Origin of the sequence: Amycolatopsis sp. NPDC005232 (assembly GCF_040607795.1) — a bacterium.
Lineage (GTDB): Bacteria > Actinomycetota > Actinomycetes > Mycobacteriales > Pseudonocardiaceae > Amycolatopsis.
Map to the genome: position 1 here is coordinate 344,262 of NZ_JBEXHL010000006.1, position 16,678 is coordinate 360,939.

Sequence of the window (16,678 nt, forward strand, 5' to 3'; positions counted from 1 at the left end):
ACTTAGTTTTCTTAAGTATGTCCTCCGCGCAGCGCGTCACCCGGCCCCAGCCCTCGATCCTGAACGAGGACGAGTGCTCGGGCTTCCAGACTGCAATGGAGATCATCGGCCGACGTTGGACCGGGGCGATCCTGCTTGCGTTGGCGCGCGGTAGCGAGCGTTTCGGCGAGGTCCTCCGGGTGGTCGATGGTCTGTCGGATCCGATGCTGTCCCGACGGCTCAAGGAACTCGAAGCCGAAGGGCTGGTCAACCGGACCGTCGTGCCGACCACGCCGGTGCAGATCCGTTACGAGCTCACGGGCCGCGGCCGGGATCTCATCGTCGCGCTCCAACCGCTTGTGCGGTGGGGAATGGTTTCCCGGGGCAAGCACTGACCCAGCCGGCCGCCGTTGTGCGGAAGTGTCATGATCGCGTTGCGCTCTGTTTCGCATAGCGCACTAACATGCTCGCCGCCGAACCGACGAGGCTATTAGAGGAACCGGGCAGACGCCAGGCCAACTCGCGTGTGCTATTTTACTCGCCGATCTTGGGGTCGATTACCTGCTTGTCGAACGGCGCGCGTCGACATCTCACTGCCCAAAGCCCATTATCTGAGCCAGCGGACGATGGAGATCTTCCGCCAGCATGGTCTCGGCGACGAGGTGCTGGCGATGGGATGCCAACGCACGAGACCACAGTTCGTTAGATCACCGGGATGGGCGGTGAGGGCCCGCTGGACGCACGCGAAATTTCCGGTTCGACGGGTTCGGGGGCCGTTGCGTGAGCGATACGCGGAGGCGTCGTCGGTGACGCGGTCGTGTCTCAGCTGCGGCTCGAACGGGTAATGCGGCGCCACGCGGAGGAGCGCGCCGGGGCGGAACCGGTATGGGCAAGAGCTTCTGTCCTTCTCCCGGAGGAAGGCGGGGGTCGCCCGCGCGAATCGCCGGATCGTGTTCCATCCCGTCGGCCTCCCCTCGACCCGGCGAATACGCCGAGGCGGCACGACTGGACCGCTCGGCGTTCGAGTTCTCGACGATCGACGGCTTGCTCGCGAAGTACGCCCAGTTGTATGACCAGGAGATCTTCCCGTACCTATCGATCGACCACGGGCTCTAACTATCCATTTACTGCACCGATCCGGTTGGCCAAGGACTGGAACTGCTGACCGACGCGTTCGCGACGGGGATGCGTCGCACGAGTGGATGTGAGTGGCCGGGAGTTCGTCACGGATCCCGATGGCTTCCCGTTCGACCCCGACAAGCTCATCGTCGTGCGCAGGGACGGCGCGAAGCTCGCGGATCTGCCCCGCCGGCTCTACGAGGAGGGCGAGTTCTGGCCGCGGCCGGACCAGCGGGCCCTGATGGTCCGGCCCGGTGATGCCCGTCCGGGTGTGTGGGAGCACCGGAGCTGGGATCTGTCCCACCCGACCTTCGGTTGAGCCGCTGACGCCCCGTCATGGCGGGGGCGCGTCAGCGGCGCCGTCAGATCGGTGATCGTGGAACTACTGAACCACAAGAACCCGCGGCGGGTCGGAATGTCTGCTCGCCTTGTTGACGGGCCGGGATATGACCGGTCCGGAGATCGTTTACGGAGGAACAGGGTGCGGATTGTCAACGACCGAGGCTGGGTCGGGCCTGCCCGGGACAGCGGCGTGCTCGACGTCCAGACGGCGGGTGACGGCCGGTTCCCGAGCGACCTGGCGCGATCTACCCACGATGGGCCGAGTTCACGGCCTGGGCAGTTGGCGACCCCGCCCTCGATCCCGGCCGAGGGCATTGGCGCCCCGTCACCACCCCCGGGGCAGGTGTTAGCGAACGGGCTGAACTATCACGTACACGCCGCGGAGGGGATGTCGAACCGTTGGCGCAGCCTGTGGTCTTCACAAAGTTCCCTCGTCGATCGCGGGTCCGTTCGACACGATCGTCTTACCCAGCGACAATGTCGACTACGAGGTCGAACTGGTGGTCGACCGCTGGTATCGGCGAACATTTCGAGCGTGACTACCACCTCGCTTCGTGACCGTGTCGAGGTTGCCGGGGTCCGATAGCCGAAGCGCGATCCGGGCGGGCAACTCGAGGCACTCGCCGGCGGTGACACCGGTGCGACTGCTGAAGGATTGGCGCTTATGGGCACGAGCCTTTGCCTGTCCGAGTGGACGGTGCGGCAGCAGCAGGCCCGGAAGGTAGGCTCCTGCTGTGCAGAAAAGTAAGAAGAATCAGGCCATCTCTGCGACGCTGGGTCTGGTCACCGGTATTGTCGTCACTCGACGTGCGCACCGTTCCCCGACTTCGCCCGGCTGGGACGAGCGCGTCGGGTCCACGCGGCTTCGTCGTTCGGATCTCCCGGTCGGTTTCGCCGTGGCGATGGCGACTTCCGCGGTGTTGAGGTGTATGGGCCGGCGCCACGCAGCGGGTCTCGTCGCGGCGTGGGGATTGGGTGCCGGTATCGGAGCGGTCGGCACTGGGCTTGCCGAGCCGCTTGACCAGCCGTAAGCCTCGCCCTTCGATGATGTGAGCCCAAAGGGGCACGGATTGCCCGGGCTTGCCGTTATCACCATGACGACGAATTACTGATCGAGTTCGCCGGCTTGCTGAACTGCGCTGGTATTCGTTCGCAAGTGTATTTCAGGTTCTCCGGCGGCCCGGCGATTGCTGGTCTCCGCTTGCTACGCGGTGACAGGGGAGTGGCACGAGGTCCGCCTGGAGGCACACGTCGATGCGTTCTCCATCATCGATGATCGCTCGCCAGGTCTGCTGGAACCGCCGCGGTCATCGGCTTCGTCACCTCTCACGCCGCTGATGGCGCTGTCCTCAACATCATTGTCGGCATCGACCTGCTCGGTGCGGATGTCGCAGGCCATGAACCGGTGCGCCAGAGCCGGGTCGCGGTCGAGTTCAGTGAACCTGCCGAGAACTGCATCGCGAGCTGCTCCTTCCGGCTGCTGGAACTCTGTCCTGACGCGGGCATAGACACGACATCCCGGCAGGCCCCGACCTGCGGCGGCGGGCCTGACGAGCGGAGACCGTGCCTGTCCGACAGCACTCGGCAGACGCGGGCACCTGCGTAGCATGGAACCCGAAGCCTTCGTTGACCGCTTTGGCCATTTCGACCTTGGACCAGCGCGATCAGCATCGGCTTGCCGTCAACGCTCACGGTGAGCCGGGTAGAATGCGGGGCATGGCCAAGAGTGCGATCGGTCGGCGGAGGACGGCGGCGCTGCGCGACGGCGGAGCCGGGTACGCGCAGCGCCGAGCAGAGATCGTCGCTGCCGGTGCGGAGGTGTTCCGCGACCGTGGGTACGAGGCGACCTCGCTCAAGGATGTCGCGGAGAGGCTGGGCACCGACCGTGCCTCCCTCTATTACTACGTGGCCAGCAAGAATGAGCTTTTCCAGCTCGTCACGCAACAGGCGGTGGAAGAGGTCGTCGCTGCCGCGGAGCAGGTCGCGGGCCAGGATGCCGGCCCGGAGGCGCGTCTGCGCGAGCTGATCGTGACCACGCTGCACAAGTACGAAGACCATTACCCCTACATGTTCGTGTACATCCAGGAGGACATGAGCCGCATCCATTCCGAGACCCTGGACGAGGTCTGGGCCCGGACGATGCTGCAGCTCGGCAAGCGCTACCAGGAAGCCCTGCTGAAGATCCTCGACGATGGCATCGCGGACGGCGTGTTCGTCACCGACCATCGGCATATCGCGATGAACACCATTGTCGGGGCCGTCAACTGGACCCATCGCTGGTTCCGGCCCAGTGGCAAGCTCACCGGTGACGAACTGGGGACGACGATGGCCGACCAGCTCGTCGCCGGACTCCGTCCCGCGCGCTGAGCCTCAAGTGCCAGGGAGAGGCGTTCGGCACCTGGTGATCCGCAGGTCACGGTTCACCGCAGCGGCCACACGTTCAGCCGTTCCAGGCGCCAGGCTGCGATCCGCCACATGTCGTCGGCACCACGCCTGTACGTCTCGTGATAGTAGCCGTAACCTTCCCACCCGCGCGAACCGCCAGGACGTTCGATCTCGACTCGGTCGTACATCGGCCACACCCCTGACGCTGTGCCGCGGCTGCGGATGGTGAGTACCGGATCGGCTCCGCGGTGCACTGACGTGCCGGGCAGGATCCAAGCCTGAACGCGGTTGACGAAGTCGTCGGGACCTGTTACCTCGCGCAAGTTGTCACCGCCGAACTCGCAATCGTCGGTGAAGAGCGCCCGCAGGCCAGTCCAGTCGTGGGTGTCGACGTACCGAAAGTACCGCGCTTTCAGCCGCTTCAACTCTTCGAAGGCTTCCAGCCAGGCGATCCGCGCATCGAGCGACTCGTCGATATCCTCGCCGCGTTCGTGAGCCACCCTGCTCCTCCTGGTCGCCGCACTGCCTGCCCGTCAGCACGATAAACACCGAGCGCACTGGTGTCAACGAAGGTGTTGACGAATCGAGCGGCGGCGGGTTGCATGGACGAAGCATCACGACCGAGTGCGGGCAGGATCATCCGGTCCTGCCCGCCCGTGAGATTTCGTGAGCAGGAAGGATCGCCGAGATGCGCAGGGTGACCGGCAGCGCTGCGATCACGACCGGAACCGTGTGTGACAGTCTTAGCAGTTCCACAAAGGACTCCGCGGTACCTGCGGCGCCCAGCTCTCTCGCGCTCGACCAGCCTCCTCGATTGCCCGACTCCTGCGAACCGAGCTTCGCCGAGAAACCTGATTCCTTGCGGATATCGGCGGTTCAGCCAGCTGCTTCACCCCGCTGTTCGTGCGACGCGGCATTTGGACGCGGCCCGCATGGGCCGCAGGAAACTCCCTGCCCCTACCGCCCCACGAAAGGTGCCGGATATGTCCTTCACCCGGATCGGTGCACCGGCCGAACCCGTGAAATCCGATGATGTTGCCATAGCGGGGATCCAGGTCGCAGACCTCGTTGTGGAGTTCCCCGGTCGCAACGGCGCGCTCGGTGCCCGCGCCGTCGACGGTGTGACGTTCGACGTGCGGCCCGGCGAATTGCTGGTGCTGGTCGGGCGCAGCGGCTGCGGCAAGACGACCGTGCTCAACGTCCTTGCCGGACTGCAGCTACCGACGTCGGGTACCGCCCTGGTGGCAGGTGATAGGCCACGGCTGGCCAGGCGACGCGTCGGTTATATGTTCGCGCGCGACGGGCTCCTGCCCTGGCGGAGCGCACGGCGCAATGTGGAGTTCGCACTCGAGATCCGCCGGCCCCAACTGTCCCGGTCGGAACGGCGCGACCGCGCGCTGGCCGCTCTGGAGCGGGTCGGAGTCGTTCACGCCGCAGGACGCTACCCGTGGCAGCTCTCCCAAGGCATGCGCCAGCGTGTGGCCCTGGCTCGCACATGGGTAATGGATCCGGAGGTGCTGCTCATGGACGAGCCGTTCGCCGCGCTCGACGCGCAGACCCGCGCATCTGTGCAGGAGGAGTTCCTTGGCGTCTGGGGCCGGAACCGGCGGACGGCTGTGTTCGTCACGCACGAACTGAAGGAAGCCGTGCTGCTCGCCGATCGGATCCTGGTTTTGCACACCGGCAGAGTGATCGACGAGATCGCTGTGGGGATCGAGCGACCCCGCAACGAAGCGACGCTCGAAGAACATCCCCGCTACGGCGAGATCCACCGCCGGCTGATCGCCGGCCTCAACGAGATGCCGAGGTAACCATGAGCGAACTCGAAACCGCGGTCCCGGCGGCTCGCCGGGCGTCGTCGTCCTCGTCACCGCGTTCCATGCGCGCGGGCGGCGGGCTCCTCGCTGCCCGCATCGGTGTCCTCGCGGCCCTCGTCGCGATCTGGTACGTCGTCGCGCGCCTCGGGTGGGTCAGCCCCACCGTGCTGAGCCCACCCGGGACGGTGTTCGCGTGGCTCGGCAACGCTTTCGCCGACGTGCAGTTCTGGAGCGATCTCGCCGCGACCATGCTGGCGACCGTGATCGCCTGGGTGCTGGCGACGGCCGCCGGAGTCGTCGTCGGAATCGTGCTCGCACTGCTGCCGAGGCTGGAGCGGGTGGTCGACCCATTCCTCAGCGCGCTCAACGCGATGCCCCGCATCGCTCTTGCGCCGGTATTCGTCGTCGCGTTCGGACTGACGATCAACGCGAAGATCGCCTTGGCGTTCTCACTCGTCCTGTTCATATCGATCAGTGCGGCCCGCGCGGGGGTCGCGTCCGTCGACCTCGACCACACCCGCCTGGCTGAGGTACTCGGCGCTAGCAAGGTGCAGAAGTTCACCAAGATCCTGCTACCCGTCGCTGTGCCCGCCATCTTCGGCGGGATCCGGCTTGGCCTCGTTTACGCCCTTCTCGGCACAGTCACGGCCGAGCTCATCGGGTCCACCGACGGGATCGGCCAGGAGCTGCAGACCGCCGCCGGTCAATTCCAGATCGAGGCGATGTACGGCCTGCTGATCGTGCTGGCAGTCATCGCCTCGCTGATCAACGCCGCGATGGGCGCGCTGGAGCGCCGTATACTCCAATGGCAACCGTGACCTGGGCACCTCCGCTCGGGCACGATTTCACTACTTGCGTTGACAACTCGTTTCGGTTGGCAGGTCGAAGATCTCGCCGCGTTCGCCGATCGGGCCTGCGGCGAGATGGTGGCCCGTGCGGACAGCCATACTCGAGCAGCGCGGCTGGTGCTGACAGCAGATCGCGGGCTTGCTCGCCGTCGACGCGTACGCCCCCAGCCTGACCGGGACGGTCGATCGTGCCAACCTGTTCTGCCGTGCGATCACATCCCGGGAAGGGGATCTCGGATCCCCGCAAGACGGTCGTGCACCGAGAGAAGTTCGGTGTCGGTGACGAACCCTCCGCTTGTGCTTCCAGTACTGGGATGCCGTGGACGACGTGATGGGTGACCGGCTCTTGGTGGCCCGGGAAGCTGAGCGGCCGAAGCCCCGGGATACTGTGGCGACGGTATCCCGGGGCTTCAGCGTGCGACGGTTAGCCGCCGAGGCTGTCTGTAGCGATCATGTCTTTGTACAGTGGTGTCGGCCGGGTCATGATCCCCGAGGACACCAGCGAATCGATCGACTTCTGGTACGACGCCTCCGACACCTTCGCTGCCGCAACGCCGTCGTGGTCGAATTCGTAGGCCTTCGCGGCAATGGCCGGGCTGAGCCCGACCTTGTCACTCAAGACCCGTACGCACGTTTCCTTGTTCTTCGGGTCCGTAACGAAGGCCCGCGCCTTCTCCATGCCGGTGGCGATCTTCTGATAGAACCCGGGTCGCGCCTTCAGTGAAGAGCCGGCAGTGAAGTACAGGCTCGTCGCGATGAGCCCTCGGAATTCCTCCGGCCCGGACTCGTCGTTGACGGCGAGCCGGCCGAGGCTCTTCGTCTCGATCTGGGCCGCGTTGGGCGTGGTCACGGTCACGACATCGACCACGCCCTTCTCGAGTGCTGCGGCGGAGGTGGCAACGCCGGCCACAGCGATCTTGACGTCCTTGTCGGGATTCAGGCCGACGGTCTTCAGCATCGAGCGGAGCCGCTTCTCCATGATGGAGCCCAGCGCCGGCACCCCGATGGTGTGTCCCTTCCAACTCCGCACGATGCTCTGCCAGTCACCGCTCGTGATATCCGGCAGGCCGGAGTTCTTGCCGACGTACCAGAAGTTCGTGTTGCCAAAGGTCTCGAACGACTTCAGCGGGTTCGCTCCGGCCGTCGCGTTGAAGCTCGCGAGCGCCGGCATCGTCTGCATCCCGAAGTCGAGCTGTCCCTTTTGGACAGCGGCGAACATCGCCGGCAACGACGTGAAGAGCGTCGTCTTGAGCCCCGTGATCCCGGCGTCCTTGAAGTAGCCTTGGGCTATCCCGACCTCGAGCAGGTATGTGGCGTAGTTCTCCTGCAACGCCACAGACAGCGTGCCACCGCCACTCGCGGTCTCCCCGGCGCCGCCACTGCCGCACGCAGACACTGCGAACGCCGTGACCGCGGCAAGCGCGGCCGCGACCCTTTTGAACCTGCGACCCATGACCCGACCTTTCGTCCGAAGTGTATTCCCCCGCGAAACGAGTGACCGCGGTCACTTGGTGGCCCGATCCTAGGTACTCGAAGCCTATGAGTCAACGAGGGTGTTGATTGACTTGTCCTTGTCGCTCTTCAGGCATTTTTTGCAGACCCCATCTCGAATTAGCTTCTCGTCAACGCACTGGTTGACTGCATTGCTTGCGCGGGGATACCCTCACTGCGCTATCCGTCCCGGGCCGCCCGGTCGCGGTCCCGCCGTCAGGAGTGGCACATGCTCATCCGGTTGCGCGAATCCGCCGAGGACACCGTCGAGACCATCGGCAAGGGCGACGTGCACTATCGCGTCGACAACGTCTTCGGCCACGTCACCGAGAACCGCCCCGGCCCGCAGGTGTTCCTCGTGCACCAGGCCGCCGGCGACATCACCGCACCGCACTACCATGCGGTCCCTCAGTTCCAGGTGTTCACCACCGGAGAGGGGAGGTTCGGCCGTTCCAGCGTCACCACTCCAGCGATCCACTACGCCGACGCATGGACCTCTTACGGCCCGATCATCGCCGGCGAGCGGGGCATCGACTACTTCACTGCCCGGGTCCACGCCGACGTCGGCGCGAAGTACATGCCCGAATCTCGCAAGCTCAAGCCGCACCGCTCCGGCCGGCACTTCACGGTCACGCTTGCTGCTTCGCCCAGGCCGGGCCTGCGGACTCTCATCGAACCGCACGACGACGGGCTCGCCGCCTACCAATGCTCGATAACCGCCGGGCAGTCGCTCAAGTTGCCCGCGCCACGCGGATCAGGTCGGCTCCTCACGATCCTCACCGGCACCCTGCTTGCCGGTGGTCACCACTTCGCTCAATGGTCGTGGGGACATGTCGAAGACGCCGCGGCATCTGCCGGCTGGGTCGCCGGTGCCGAGGGTGCGACCGTGTTGTGCTTCGACTACCCGGCCTTCGCGTTGTCGTGATGCTCGACGTCCGCGTCATGTCCCAGGACTGGCCGGCTCCTGGTGTCGTCGCACTCACGTTGGGCCGCGCGGACGCCGGCGCCCTGCCGACCTGGGAACCCGGCGCCCACATCGACGTGTTCGTGGGTGACGGACTCGTGCGGCAGTACTCCTTGTGCGGCGACCCGCGCGATGCGGACCGATGGCGAATCGCGGTGCTGCGCGCGCCGGCGTCGCGCGGTGGCTCAGTGGCGTTGCACGAGTCTGTGTCGGTCGGTGATTCCTTGCGCGTCTCCGTGCCTCGAAATCACTTCGAGCTGCGGCCGGCACCGCGGTATCTGTTCGTTGCGGGAGGCATCGGGATCACGCCGATCCTCCCGATGGTTCACGCCGCCGCGACGGCGGGCACGGACTGGCGGCTCTGGTATGGCGGACGCTCTCGCGAATCGATGGCCTTCGCGGACGAACTGTCCGCCGCTTTCGGCAGCCGCGTCGAGCTCTGGCCGGAGAACGAACGAGGACTTCTGCCGGTCGCGGAACTCCTCGGCAGGCCGGATCGCGGAACACTGGTCTACTGCTGCGGGCCGGAGCCTCTGCTTACGGCCTGCGAGCTCTACACTCGCCCCTGGCCCGCCGGCACGCTGCGGCTCGAGCGGTTCACTCCACACGCCCCGTTTGTGACTGGAGCGGACGAGTTCGAGATCGAGCTGGCCTCGTCGAAGAAGGTGCTCAAGGTGCCGGCGGACCGCTCCATGCTGCAGGTGATGCTCGATGCCGGAATCGATGTTGACCACTCGTGCCGGGAAGGAGTGTGCGGGACGTGCGAGACGACTGTCCTCGCGGGACTCCCCGAGCACCGTGACTCAGTGCTGACCGACACTGAACGCGCCGAGAATACCAGCATGTTCGTGTGCGTTTCGCGGGCGCGATCCGAGCGGCTCGTACTCGACCTCTGATAGGCCCCAAGCGTCCGCGGGTGGCGACATTGACCTAATAGAACAGATCTTAAGCAGATCCTCAGAACTCTGCACGAGCACGGCCGCGGCCACGACCAGGACGACGAGCAGAGCCGCAACGACCAGCAGGCCCAACGCGCGCGCACGCAATCGCGGAATCTCGGCGGCCAGGTCGATCGAGCCGGCCGAGTCGCCGACCCCTCTGGCCCGACAAGCGCTCGTGAATCGCTGCTCGCGCTTGCCGGTCGGTCGCCGGTGACCGACCGCGCGGCGCGGCTCGTCGCTGGACTCCTGCTCCTGCGCTCTGTCCCTTCTTTCGTCGTCGTCCGTCCCCAGCCGCATTCGTCGAGCGTATGTCCGAAGAATCCTTGCGCACCTGGAAAGATAGTGGGATCGAGACCGCCGTGTCCCGGGCAACCCGTGGGCCGCGGCAAGCGTGTTTCCCTGAGGCTCGCTCGCTCGGATGCGTGCTGGTGCCAGCGCGCCAAGCCGATCAGTAGCGGCGGCGCACCGCTGGTCGCGCTGGCGTCATCGACGATGGTCTTTGGCACGGAAACCGCCGGGAGGTACGCCTCACACGACGGCCGCAGAGCTCGCTGAGCGGAACCTTAGGGCCTCCAGCGGGAAGTTTACCGCGATCGGGATACTCATTTGACGACTCTGGACGGGCTCACTACGCGCTTAGAGCTTGTCTCATTTGGTGAGTCTCTTGTAGTAGTTGATGGCCGCGGCGAGGGTGAGGAAGGCGAGGAAGTGGCTGACTTTGCGCTCGTAGCGGATGGTGAGTCTGCGGTAGCCGAACGGCCAGGCGACGGCTCGTTCGATCACCCACCGGTGTTTGCCGAGCTTGTCACCGGATTCGATGCCTTTGCGGGCGATCCGTGGGAGGATTCGGCGCTGGTGGAGCCAGTCGCGCAGGGCGGGGATGTCGTAGGCCTTGTCAGCGTGCAGTTTGGCCGGTTTCCGGCGCGGGGTCCCCGGCGGGAGCGGATCGCCGGGAGCGCATTGATCAGGGGTTTGAGCGCGTGGCTGTCGTGGGTGTTCGCCGCGGAGATTCCGACGGTCGAGGGCACGCCGACCCGGTCGGACAACACGTGGATCTTCGAGTCGGGTTTGCCCCGATCAACCCCCGGCCGCCCAGTTCGTCCAGCACCGCCTGGTGTAACTGCCGCCACAACCCGGCCTCGGTCCACTCGGTGAACGTCCGGTGCGCCGTGGGCACCGACACCCCGAACGACGGCGGCAGGTGCCGCCACGCACAACCACTGGTCAACACGAACACGATCGCCGTGAACACCGCCCGCGGATCCGTCCGCGCACGCCCACCACTCTGCGGACGCTCCTTCGCCGGCGGGATCAACGGCTCCACCAGCGCCCACAAGTCATCGGGCACCAGACGTTGCGACAGCGAGTCGATCACAGCACTAGATCATCGCAGCCCAACCTGAAAGATCCAAACGAGACACGCTCTTAGCCTCTAGCCCGGGCTGATCTACCGCTTCGCTCACCCTGTCCATATCGGTGGAATCGGTGTCCGTGCTACATCCTCACCTTTTATCTCTTTATCTCTCAAGATGGAGTTTCGTCGTGTGAACTGGACTGCGTTAGCGGGAGCGTCGGACCCACGGTTCGGCGTCGCTGGCCAAGCAACTCGAAGAGCATCTTCGGCCGAGGGCCGGGTTCAAGGCGCAGACTTAGCGGCCGTCAGATGCCCCTTTCGGGGGGTCTGCTGAAACCCAAGGGATTATGGCCCGGATGCCTACGGCGGACCTGGGTTTTCGCAGGTCAGTACACCGCTGAGCCCAGGAGGACTCATAATCCCTTGGCCGTCGGTTCGAGCCCGACCCGGCCCACTCTTCATGTCTAAATTGTGTCCGTGACCTGCGTAAACACGGCGTCTAGTTGATCTTTGTGAGCCTCCTGGCGGGCGCCAACAACCAGCACGGCGCTGGGAACCCAAGGGATTTTCCGAGTACGACTGATCTCATGACCGTCGCTGAGGCACTTGAGGAGGTGCTGGACCCCGAGGACGTCAGAGCGCTCGTCGGGGGACCGGAGAACGCATCTGAACGCCAAGAGCCGCGCTGACTCCACGATCGATGCGTACCTCGAGAGCGTCGCCATGCTTCGACGACGTCGAAGACATCATCGAGATCTCGCCCTTCTACAAAATGGAAGTGCCCGCCGTCCCGGAGAACCCGCCGGCGATCTTGCGCGACCACGAACTGACGGCACTTCTGGCGACGACGGTGGGCAAGTCGTTCGTGCAGCTTCGTGACCGCGCGATCATGCTGGTGTTGATCGACTGTGGAGTACGGCTCGGAGAACTGTGCGCGCTGCGAGCGGCGAACCCGGCTGAGCGGGATCCGGGAAGTTCCGACTTCGAGGTCTGTTCGATGGGGGTCTTGGGCAAGGGGCGTCGTGCACGCCCCGTCCCGTTCAACCCCGCCACGGGGGAGGCGTTGCGTCGTCGCCATCGGCATCGCCGCCCGCACCGGCCACACCATCAGCTTCTGGCAGTTCACCCGCTACGGCCTTGTCGTCACTGTCCTCAGTACGGCGATGGCTTGGGGGTACGTCTGGCTGCGCTACTTCACCTGACTCCCATCGCCCCACAAGGCCCGCTCGTGACAGCCACGATCACCGGCGCCGCATGACCGCTTCGCGGTCGGTCTCGATCGTGCCGAGAGTCGCGAGCGACACGCCGCTCAGCGCCGGCTCTGCAGTGGACTGGAGCACTGCGCGGCTCAGTGTTCGGCTTCTGCCACGGCACGAACTCGATCGCGCGATCATTGCTCGAAGACCGCGGTTACGAGCCTCGCCCTCACGTTCAACTGCGATGAGCCCCTGGAGCGAGCTTGGCCAGCAGCTCCCGGCCCTTTTCCGCATTGCGTGGCTCGCACAGGATGTCGTAGCGGCCGGCAACGAGCTGGCTGGTAGAGGAGAAGTCGCGGCGTCCGCGGGCAGTGGCGTAGCCGAGCGCCGCGAATACGCCGCCGAACAGGGCTCCGGCGGCGAGGCCGACGATCATCGGCGCAGCGGCCATGCCCTTGGTGCTGTTGAACAGGCCCAGCAGCAGGCCGACGAACAGCCCGAACCAGGCGCCGGACAGCACGCCGGTGCCGAGCACTTTGCCCCAGGTGAGCCTACCGATGACACGCTCGACGAGCATGAGGTCGACGCCGACAATCGTCAGGTCCTGGACTGTGAACTCGTTGTCGACCAGATACTCGACCGCGCGCTGTGCTTCTTCATAGGTGCCGTATGAGCCGATCGGCCACCCCGATGGCGGCGTCGGCAGGCTGGGCAGTCCCGGCGCCCGCAGTCCCGACGAGATGGGATTGGTCACGATCATCACCTGTGCTTCGTTCGGCTGCGCTGAGGGTCTGGACATGCTGGATTCCACTTTGCGGCGCCTTGAGTGACCGTCTTACTTGGTGCTGGTGGATGAGGTGACATGAAGGCGTCCTCACTCAGACTTGCCCCGGCTGAACTATCGGCCTGGCGATGCCGACCGCCCGATGGGTTGACGAGCGGTAAGAACCCACCACATTGCGGTAGCAGACCAGCGGATGAACACCAGGAGGCTCTCTTCGGATGGGTTCGACGTCGTGAAAGAGCGGATGGTCCGTGCCGGGCCGCGCTCCCGTCCGGTGCCGGCCCGCTGCGGCCGATCGAGGTGCGCCGGTTCGGGCAACGCCGGCGCGACGCCGTCACCTACGCCCTGCGGCGCCGGCGGTCCGCCCGGCCGCCGAGGCGGCCAGCGCGGAGCACCCTCGGCGGGTGTCTGCCGAGATCCAAGCCGAGCGGGAGCGTCGGCAGGCTGAGCGCGCCGAGCTGAATCACTCGAGGTGCGTCGCGGACCGGGGCCTTGCGGCATCAGCACACCCGGTCAGCGCACTCGCCAGGCCGGCCGCGTCCAGTACGTCCCGGCGCGCCACAGCCATTCGAACGGGCCGTAGGCGAAGTGCACGAGCCAGAAGTGGCTGAACACCAGCTGCACCGCCCAGATCGGCACGCACAGCAGCAAAAGCAGCGCAGTGGGGATCGTCCAGAACGAAGCGAGAGTGCCCACCACCACGAGGCCGAGGATCGCGTGGGTGAGGTAGCTCGTGAGCGCCATGCGCCCGTAGCGCTGCAGCGGCAGCAACACTGCGCGCAGCCGGGCCGAGCGCAGCAGAAGAACGAGCCCGCTGAGGTACGCGACGGCCGGCACGATGGCGAGGTTTTCCTCCAGCGCGTGCATGAGATTCGTGTCCGACAATGACAACGTCCACACCCACAAGGCGATCGTCGCGATCCCGGTTACCGCGAAGAGCTTCCGGATCGCCGGCACGTGCCGCTCGGCTGTCAGCAGACCGGCGCGCAGCGCCCAGCACCCGAGCATGGTGTGGCCGAACGACTGGACCACGACGCCTGTCGCCAGCCACGAAACCTGGCCGATTCCGGCGCCCGCGTAGTGGTCCGCGAGCGCGACGCCGGTGCTGGCGACGTCGGCGCCGAGTCCCACGACGAGGCCGACGACGAGCAGAACTCGTTGCGGCGCGCGGAAGAACAACGCGAGAACGGCGCCGTTGAGCGCGTACACGGTGAGCACGTCCGGTGCGTGCAGCAGGGTCAGGTTCACCAGGCCGAACGCGAGCAGGATGCCCATCCGGCGCAGGTAAGGTGCCCAGAAGTTCCCTCGCCGCGTCATGTTCTCGTACTGGATGGCCGCGCTGACGCCGAAGAGGAACGCGAAGATGAAGTGGAACTTGTCGAGCACCAGCAAGTCGACGAGCCGGCTCGCCACCGTGTCCACGGCCGACGTTTCGGGCGCGGGTCGGTGACCCGGGCTGGCTGTGGCGTAGTACGCCCCGACGTTCACGAGCAGGATCGCCATCACCGCGATCGCGCGGATGATGTCGATCGACTCGATCCGCTGCCGGACCGTCGTCATGGGTTTCGTAGCCGTGTCCACGGAAAGTTCCCTTCGTGGTGTGGTGTGGTGTGGTGAGTCAACCGCCGCCCGGACTGCTCGGGCATCGATCGCGAGGATGATCCGGGGGTGCCCGGAGGCGCTAGGTGCCACGGTCGATCAGCAGCTCAGCGAGGATGTCGTTGCGGAATCTCCGTAGTGGACTTTTAGGTCCAGATCTATCAGACTTGGGGTCACAGTACTGTGCGTCATAAAGTGGACCACAGGGTCCCGTGCCGTCTCGCTCGACCCAGCTGGCAGGATCGAGCTCAGCAAGAACGAATGGGAAGTCGAGAAACGAGATCAACTGTCATGAGCGAGAGCTTCGGCGCCGTGAGGCCGGGGAGGCTCGTGCATGCGCCACTGGTCAACCGCCGGTGGCAGGTCGCCCTCTAGGTCAGTCCACGCAGTCTGACCTCCTCGGCGGTTCCTGTTGGAGAGGAGACCTTCGACAGGTTCGCGGATTCACCTTCCCGTGGCTCCGAGTCGCCGGGGGCTCGGGGTCACCTCGATGACGTTAAGGAGCAACGATGAACGAAAAGCCCAGCCCCGCAGTCCACGAACTCCACCAAGCGGTCGATCTCGAACTTGCCGAGGTCGCTAATAGTGCCGACCCCGACGGCGACGACGTGCCGGAGCGTGAACTCTACGAGGCGGAACTGCGCAGCTTCCATGACGCTGTTGTGGCCGAGGAGAAGGCGGAGGAGGAGGAACGTAACTCCGAAAGTTAATCGTGCGGCACTAGTGCTGACCTCACGAGTGCACCTCCGTGTCGGCGCAACAGACCGTGCTTATCGCAAGGTGACGCTCGTCCGACACAACACGCCGTCTGCCGTCTGTCGCACTACGACCCCAGCCGGCCCACGGGGGGCGGCACAAATTGCCAGCAAGTCACATCAATGACAACGGGGGAGTCATCATGGGCGGCATAACGCCTCCGCCACTGACGATCGTGCAACCGGGAGAGGGAAAGGAGGGGGATCTCGGAGATATCGGAGTGGCCTTCAAGCTCTGGAGCCACGAGACAGGAGGTGCTGTGTCGATCGTGGAACACTCCTTCCCCGTCGGTGCACTGGTCGCTCCGCACCTGCATACCCGTGAGGACGAGTACTCGATCGTGACCGAGGGGGAGATCGGTTTCCGATCAGGCGACCGCGAGGCCGTACTCGGCGCAGGTGGATACATCACCAAGCCACGCGGAGAACTCCACACGATGTGGAACGCGAGCAAGACGCCCGCGCGGATGATCGAGGTGATCGCCCCGGGCGGCTTCGAAGGGTTCTTCCATGACCTGTCCGACCTGATTGCGGGCAGCCCGCCCGCCGAAGGGGAGATGGCACGCCTCGCGGCCGAGTACGGACTGGAGTTCGCCACCCCCGATTGGCTGCCGGACCTCATCGCCCGGTACGGGCTCAAGCCACCGCCTGGCCGCGACTAGCCCCGTCGCGGTGGGCGCGCCGCCGCCGCGTGCGGCCTACCGCCGAGGAGTCGACCGGCGGCGGCAGCCGAGGTCGAGAAATCCCATCCCATCCCGTCACCGAGCCGATGCGCGCGCTCGGTCGAACATCCGGAGGTATGTCATGAGCACGCAGTATCAGAAGGTTGCCGTCATCACCGGGGCCTCGCAGGGCATCGGCGCCGGCCTGGTCGAGGCCTACCGCAAGCTCGGCCACGCGGTCGTCGCCACCTCGCGCACCATCACCCCCGCCGAGGACGCGGGCGTCCTCGCGGTCCAGGGCGACATCGCCGACCCGGCCACCGCCGAACGGGTGATCTCCGCTGCCCTCGAGCGGTTCGGCCGCGTCGACACCCTGGTCAACAATGCGGGCGTCTACGTCGCCAAGCCGTTCACCGACTACACCGCCGAGGATTACGCCACC

At 65.7% G+C, this 16,678-nt stretch carries 16 protein-coding genes and 1 pseudogene; 12 read left to right on the top strand and 5 right to left on the bottom strand.

Going from position 1 to position 16,678, the window contains the following annotated elements; genetic code table 11:
- Positions 1-17 precede the first annotated feature (17 nt).
- The 4 genes from ABZU76_RS15020 to ABZU76_RS15035 all read left to right on the top strand — a co-directional run bounded on the left by ABZU76_RS15020 (position 18) and on the right by ABZU76_RS15035 (position 3,807).
- Positions 18-374, top strand: a complete 357-nt coding sequence (locus tag ABZU76_RS15020; protein ID WP_354869253.1) for a helix-turn-helix domain-containing protein — start codon at positions 18-20, stop codon at positions 372-374.
- A gap of 129 nt (positions 375-503) precedes the next feature.
- Entirely contained in the window at positions 504-824 is a 321-nt protein-coding gene (locus tag ABZU76_RS15025) for an FAD-dependent monooxygenase (protein ID WP_354869256.1), read from the top strand.
- A gap of 353 nt (positions 825-1,177) precedes the next feature.
- The gene (locus ABZU76_RS15030) at positions 1,178-1,417 is read left to right on the top strand and encodes a hypothetical protein (protein WP_354869259.1); all 240 of its coding nucleotides are present in this window, start codon (positions 1,178-1,180) and stop codon (positions 1,415-1,417) included.
- A 1,739-nt stretch (positions 1,418-3,156) separates the two neighbouring features.
- On the top strand, positions 3,157-3,807 hold the full coding sequence (locus tag ABZU76_RS15035; RefSeq protein ID WP_354869262.1) for a TetR/AcrR family transcriptional regulator: 651 nt from the start codon (positions 3,157-3,159) through the stop codon (positions 3,805-3,807).
- A gap of 53 nt (positions 3,808-3,860) precedes the next feature.
- Here ABZU76_RS15035 and ABZU76_RS15040 read toward each other — a convergent pair whose 3' ends face one another.
- Entirely contained in the window at positions 3,861-4,325 is a 465-nt protein-coding gene (locus tag ABZU76_RS15040) for a nuclear transport factor 2 family protein (RefSeq protein WP_354869264.1), read from the bottom strand.
- A 483-nt stretch (positions 4,326-4,808) separates the two neighbouring features.
- Here ABZU76_RS15040 and ABZU76_RS15045 point away from each other — a divergent pair, with 483 nt between their 5' ends.
- The gene (locus ABZU76_RS15045; protein WP_354869267.1) at positions 4,809-5,636 is read left to right on the top strand and encodes an ABC transporter ATP-binding protein; all 828 of its coding nucleotides are present in this window, start codon (positions 4,809-4,811) and stop codon (positions 5,634-5,636) included.
- Between the two features lie 2 nt (positions 5,637-5,638).
- Positions 5,639-6,460, top strand: a complete 822-nt coding sequence (locus tag ABZU76_RS15050; RefSeq protein ID WP_354869269.1) for an ABC transporter permease — start codon at positions 5,639-5,641, stop codon at positions 6,458-6,460.
- A gap of 454 nt (positions 6,461-6,914) precedes the next feature.
- Here the strand turns inward: ABZU76_RS15050 and ABZU76_RS15055 are convergent, their stop codons facing one another.
- Positions 6,915-7,943, bottom strand: a complete 1,029-nt coding sequence (locus ABZU76_RS15055; RefSeq protein WP_354869271.1) for an ABC transporter substrate-binding protein — start codon at positions 7,941-7,943, stop codon at positions 6,915-6,917.
- A gap of 267 nt (positions 7,944-8,210) precedes the next feature.
- On the opposite strand from ABZU76_RS15055, the gene ABZU76_RS15060 reads away from it, so the two are divergent.
- Both ABZU76_RS15060 and ABZU76_RS15065 read left to right on the top strand, forming a co-directional pair.
- On the top strand, positions 8,211-8,906 hold the full coding sequence (locus ABZU76_RS15060) for a hypothetical protein (protein WP_354869274.1): 696 nt from the start codon (positions 8,211-8,213) through the stop codon (positions 8,904-8,906).
- Positions 8,907-8,965: 59 nt separating this feature from the next.
- On the top strand, positions 8,966-9,841 hold the full coding sequence (locus ABZU76_RS15065) for a PDR/VanB family oxidoreductase (RefSeq protein ID WP_354869276.1): 876 nt from the start codon (positions 8,966-8,968) through the stop codon (positions 9,839-9,841).
- Between the two features lie 693 nt (positions 9,842-10,534).
- Here the strand turns inward: ABZU76_RS15065 and ABZU76_RS15070 are convergent.
- Positions 10,535-11,261: pseudogene (locus tag ABZU76_RS15070) on the bottom strand (IS5 family transposase).
- A 679-nt stretch (positions 11,262-11,940) separates the two neighbouring features.
- On the opposite strand from ABZU76_RS15070, the gene ABZU76_RS15075 reads away from it, so the two are divergent.
- Positions 11,941-12,498, top strand: coding sequence for a tyrosine-type recombinase/integrase (locus ABZU76_RS15075; protein WP_354869278.1), 558 nt, complete (start codon positions 11,941-11,943; stop codon positions 12,496-12,498).
- Between the two features lie 173 nt (positions 12,499-12,671).
- Here ABZU76_RS15075 and ABZU76_RS15080 read toward each other — a convergent pair whose 3' ends face one another.
- Both ABZU76_RS15080 and ABZU76_RS15085 read right to left on the bottom strand, forming a co-directional pair.
- Positions 12,672-13,196, bottom strand: a complete 525-nt coding sequence (locus tag ABZU76_RS15080; RefSeq protein ID WP_354869313.1) for a general stress protein — start codon at positions 13,194-13,196, stop codon at positions 12,672-12,674.
- Positions 13,197-13,733: 537 nt separating this feature from the next.
- Entirely contained in the window at positions 13,734-14,801 is a 1,068-nt protein-coding gene (locus ABZU76_RS15085) for a DUF418 domain-containing protein (RefSeq protein ID WP_354869280.1), read from the bottom strand.
- A 527-nt stretch (positions 14,802-15,328) separates the two neighbouring features.
- On the opposite strand from ABZU76_RS15085, the gene ABZU76_RS15090 reads away from it, so the two are divergent.
- From ABZU76_RS15090 to ABZU76_RS15100, 3 genes are all read left to right on the top strand, one after another.
- Positions 15,329-15,529, top strand: a complete 201-nt coding sequence (locus tag ABZU76_RS15090; RefSeq protein ID WP_354869283.1) for a hypothetical protein — start codon at positions 15,329-15,331, stop codon at positions 15,527-15,529.
- 188 nt (positions 15,530-15,717) lie between these two features.
- Positions 15,718-16,236: a cupin domain-containing protein gene (locus ABZU76_RS15095; RefSeq protein ID WP_354869285.1), complete on the top strand. Its 519-nt coding sequence runs from the start codon at positions 15,718-15,720 to the stop codon at positions 16,234-16,236.
- 142 nt (positions 16,237-16,378) lie between these two features.
- Positions 16,379-16,678 (top strand): SDR family NAD(P)-dependent oxidoreductase (locus ABZU76_RS15100; RefSeq protein ID WP_354869288.1); only part of this gene is annotated, 300 nt, incomplete at its 3' end.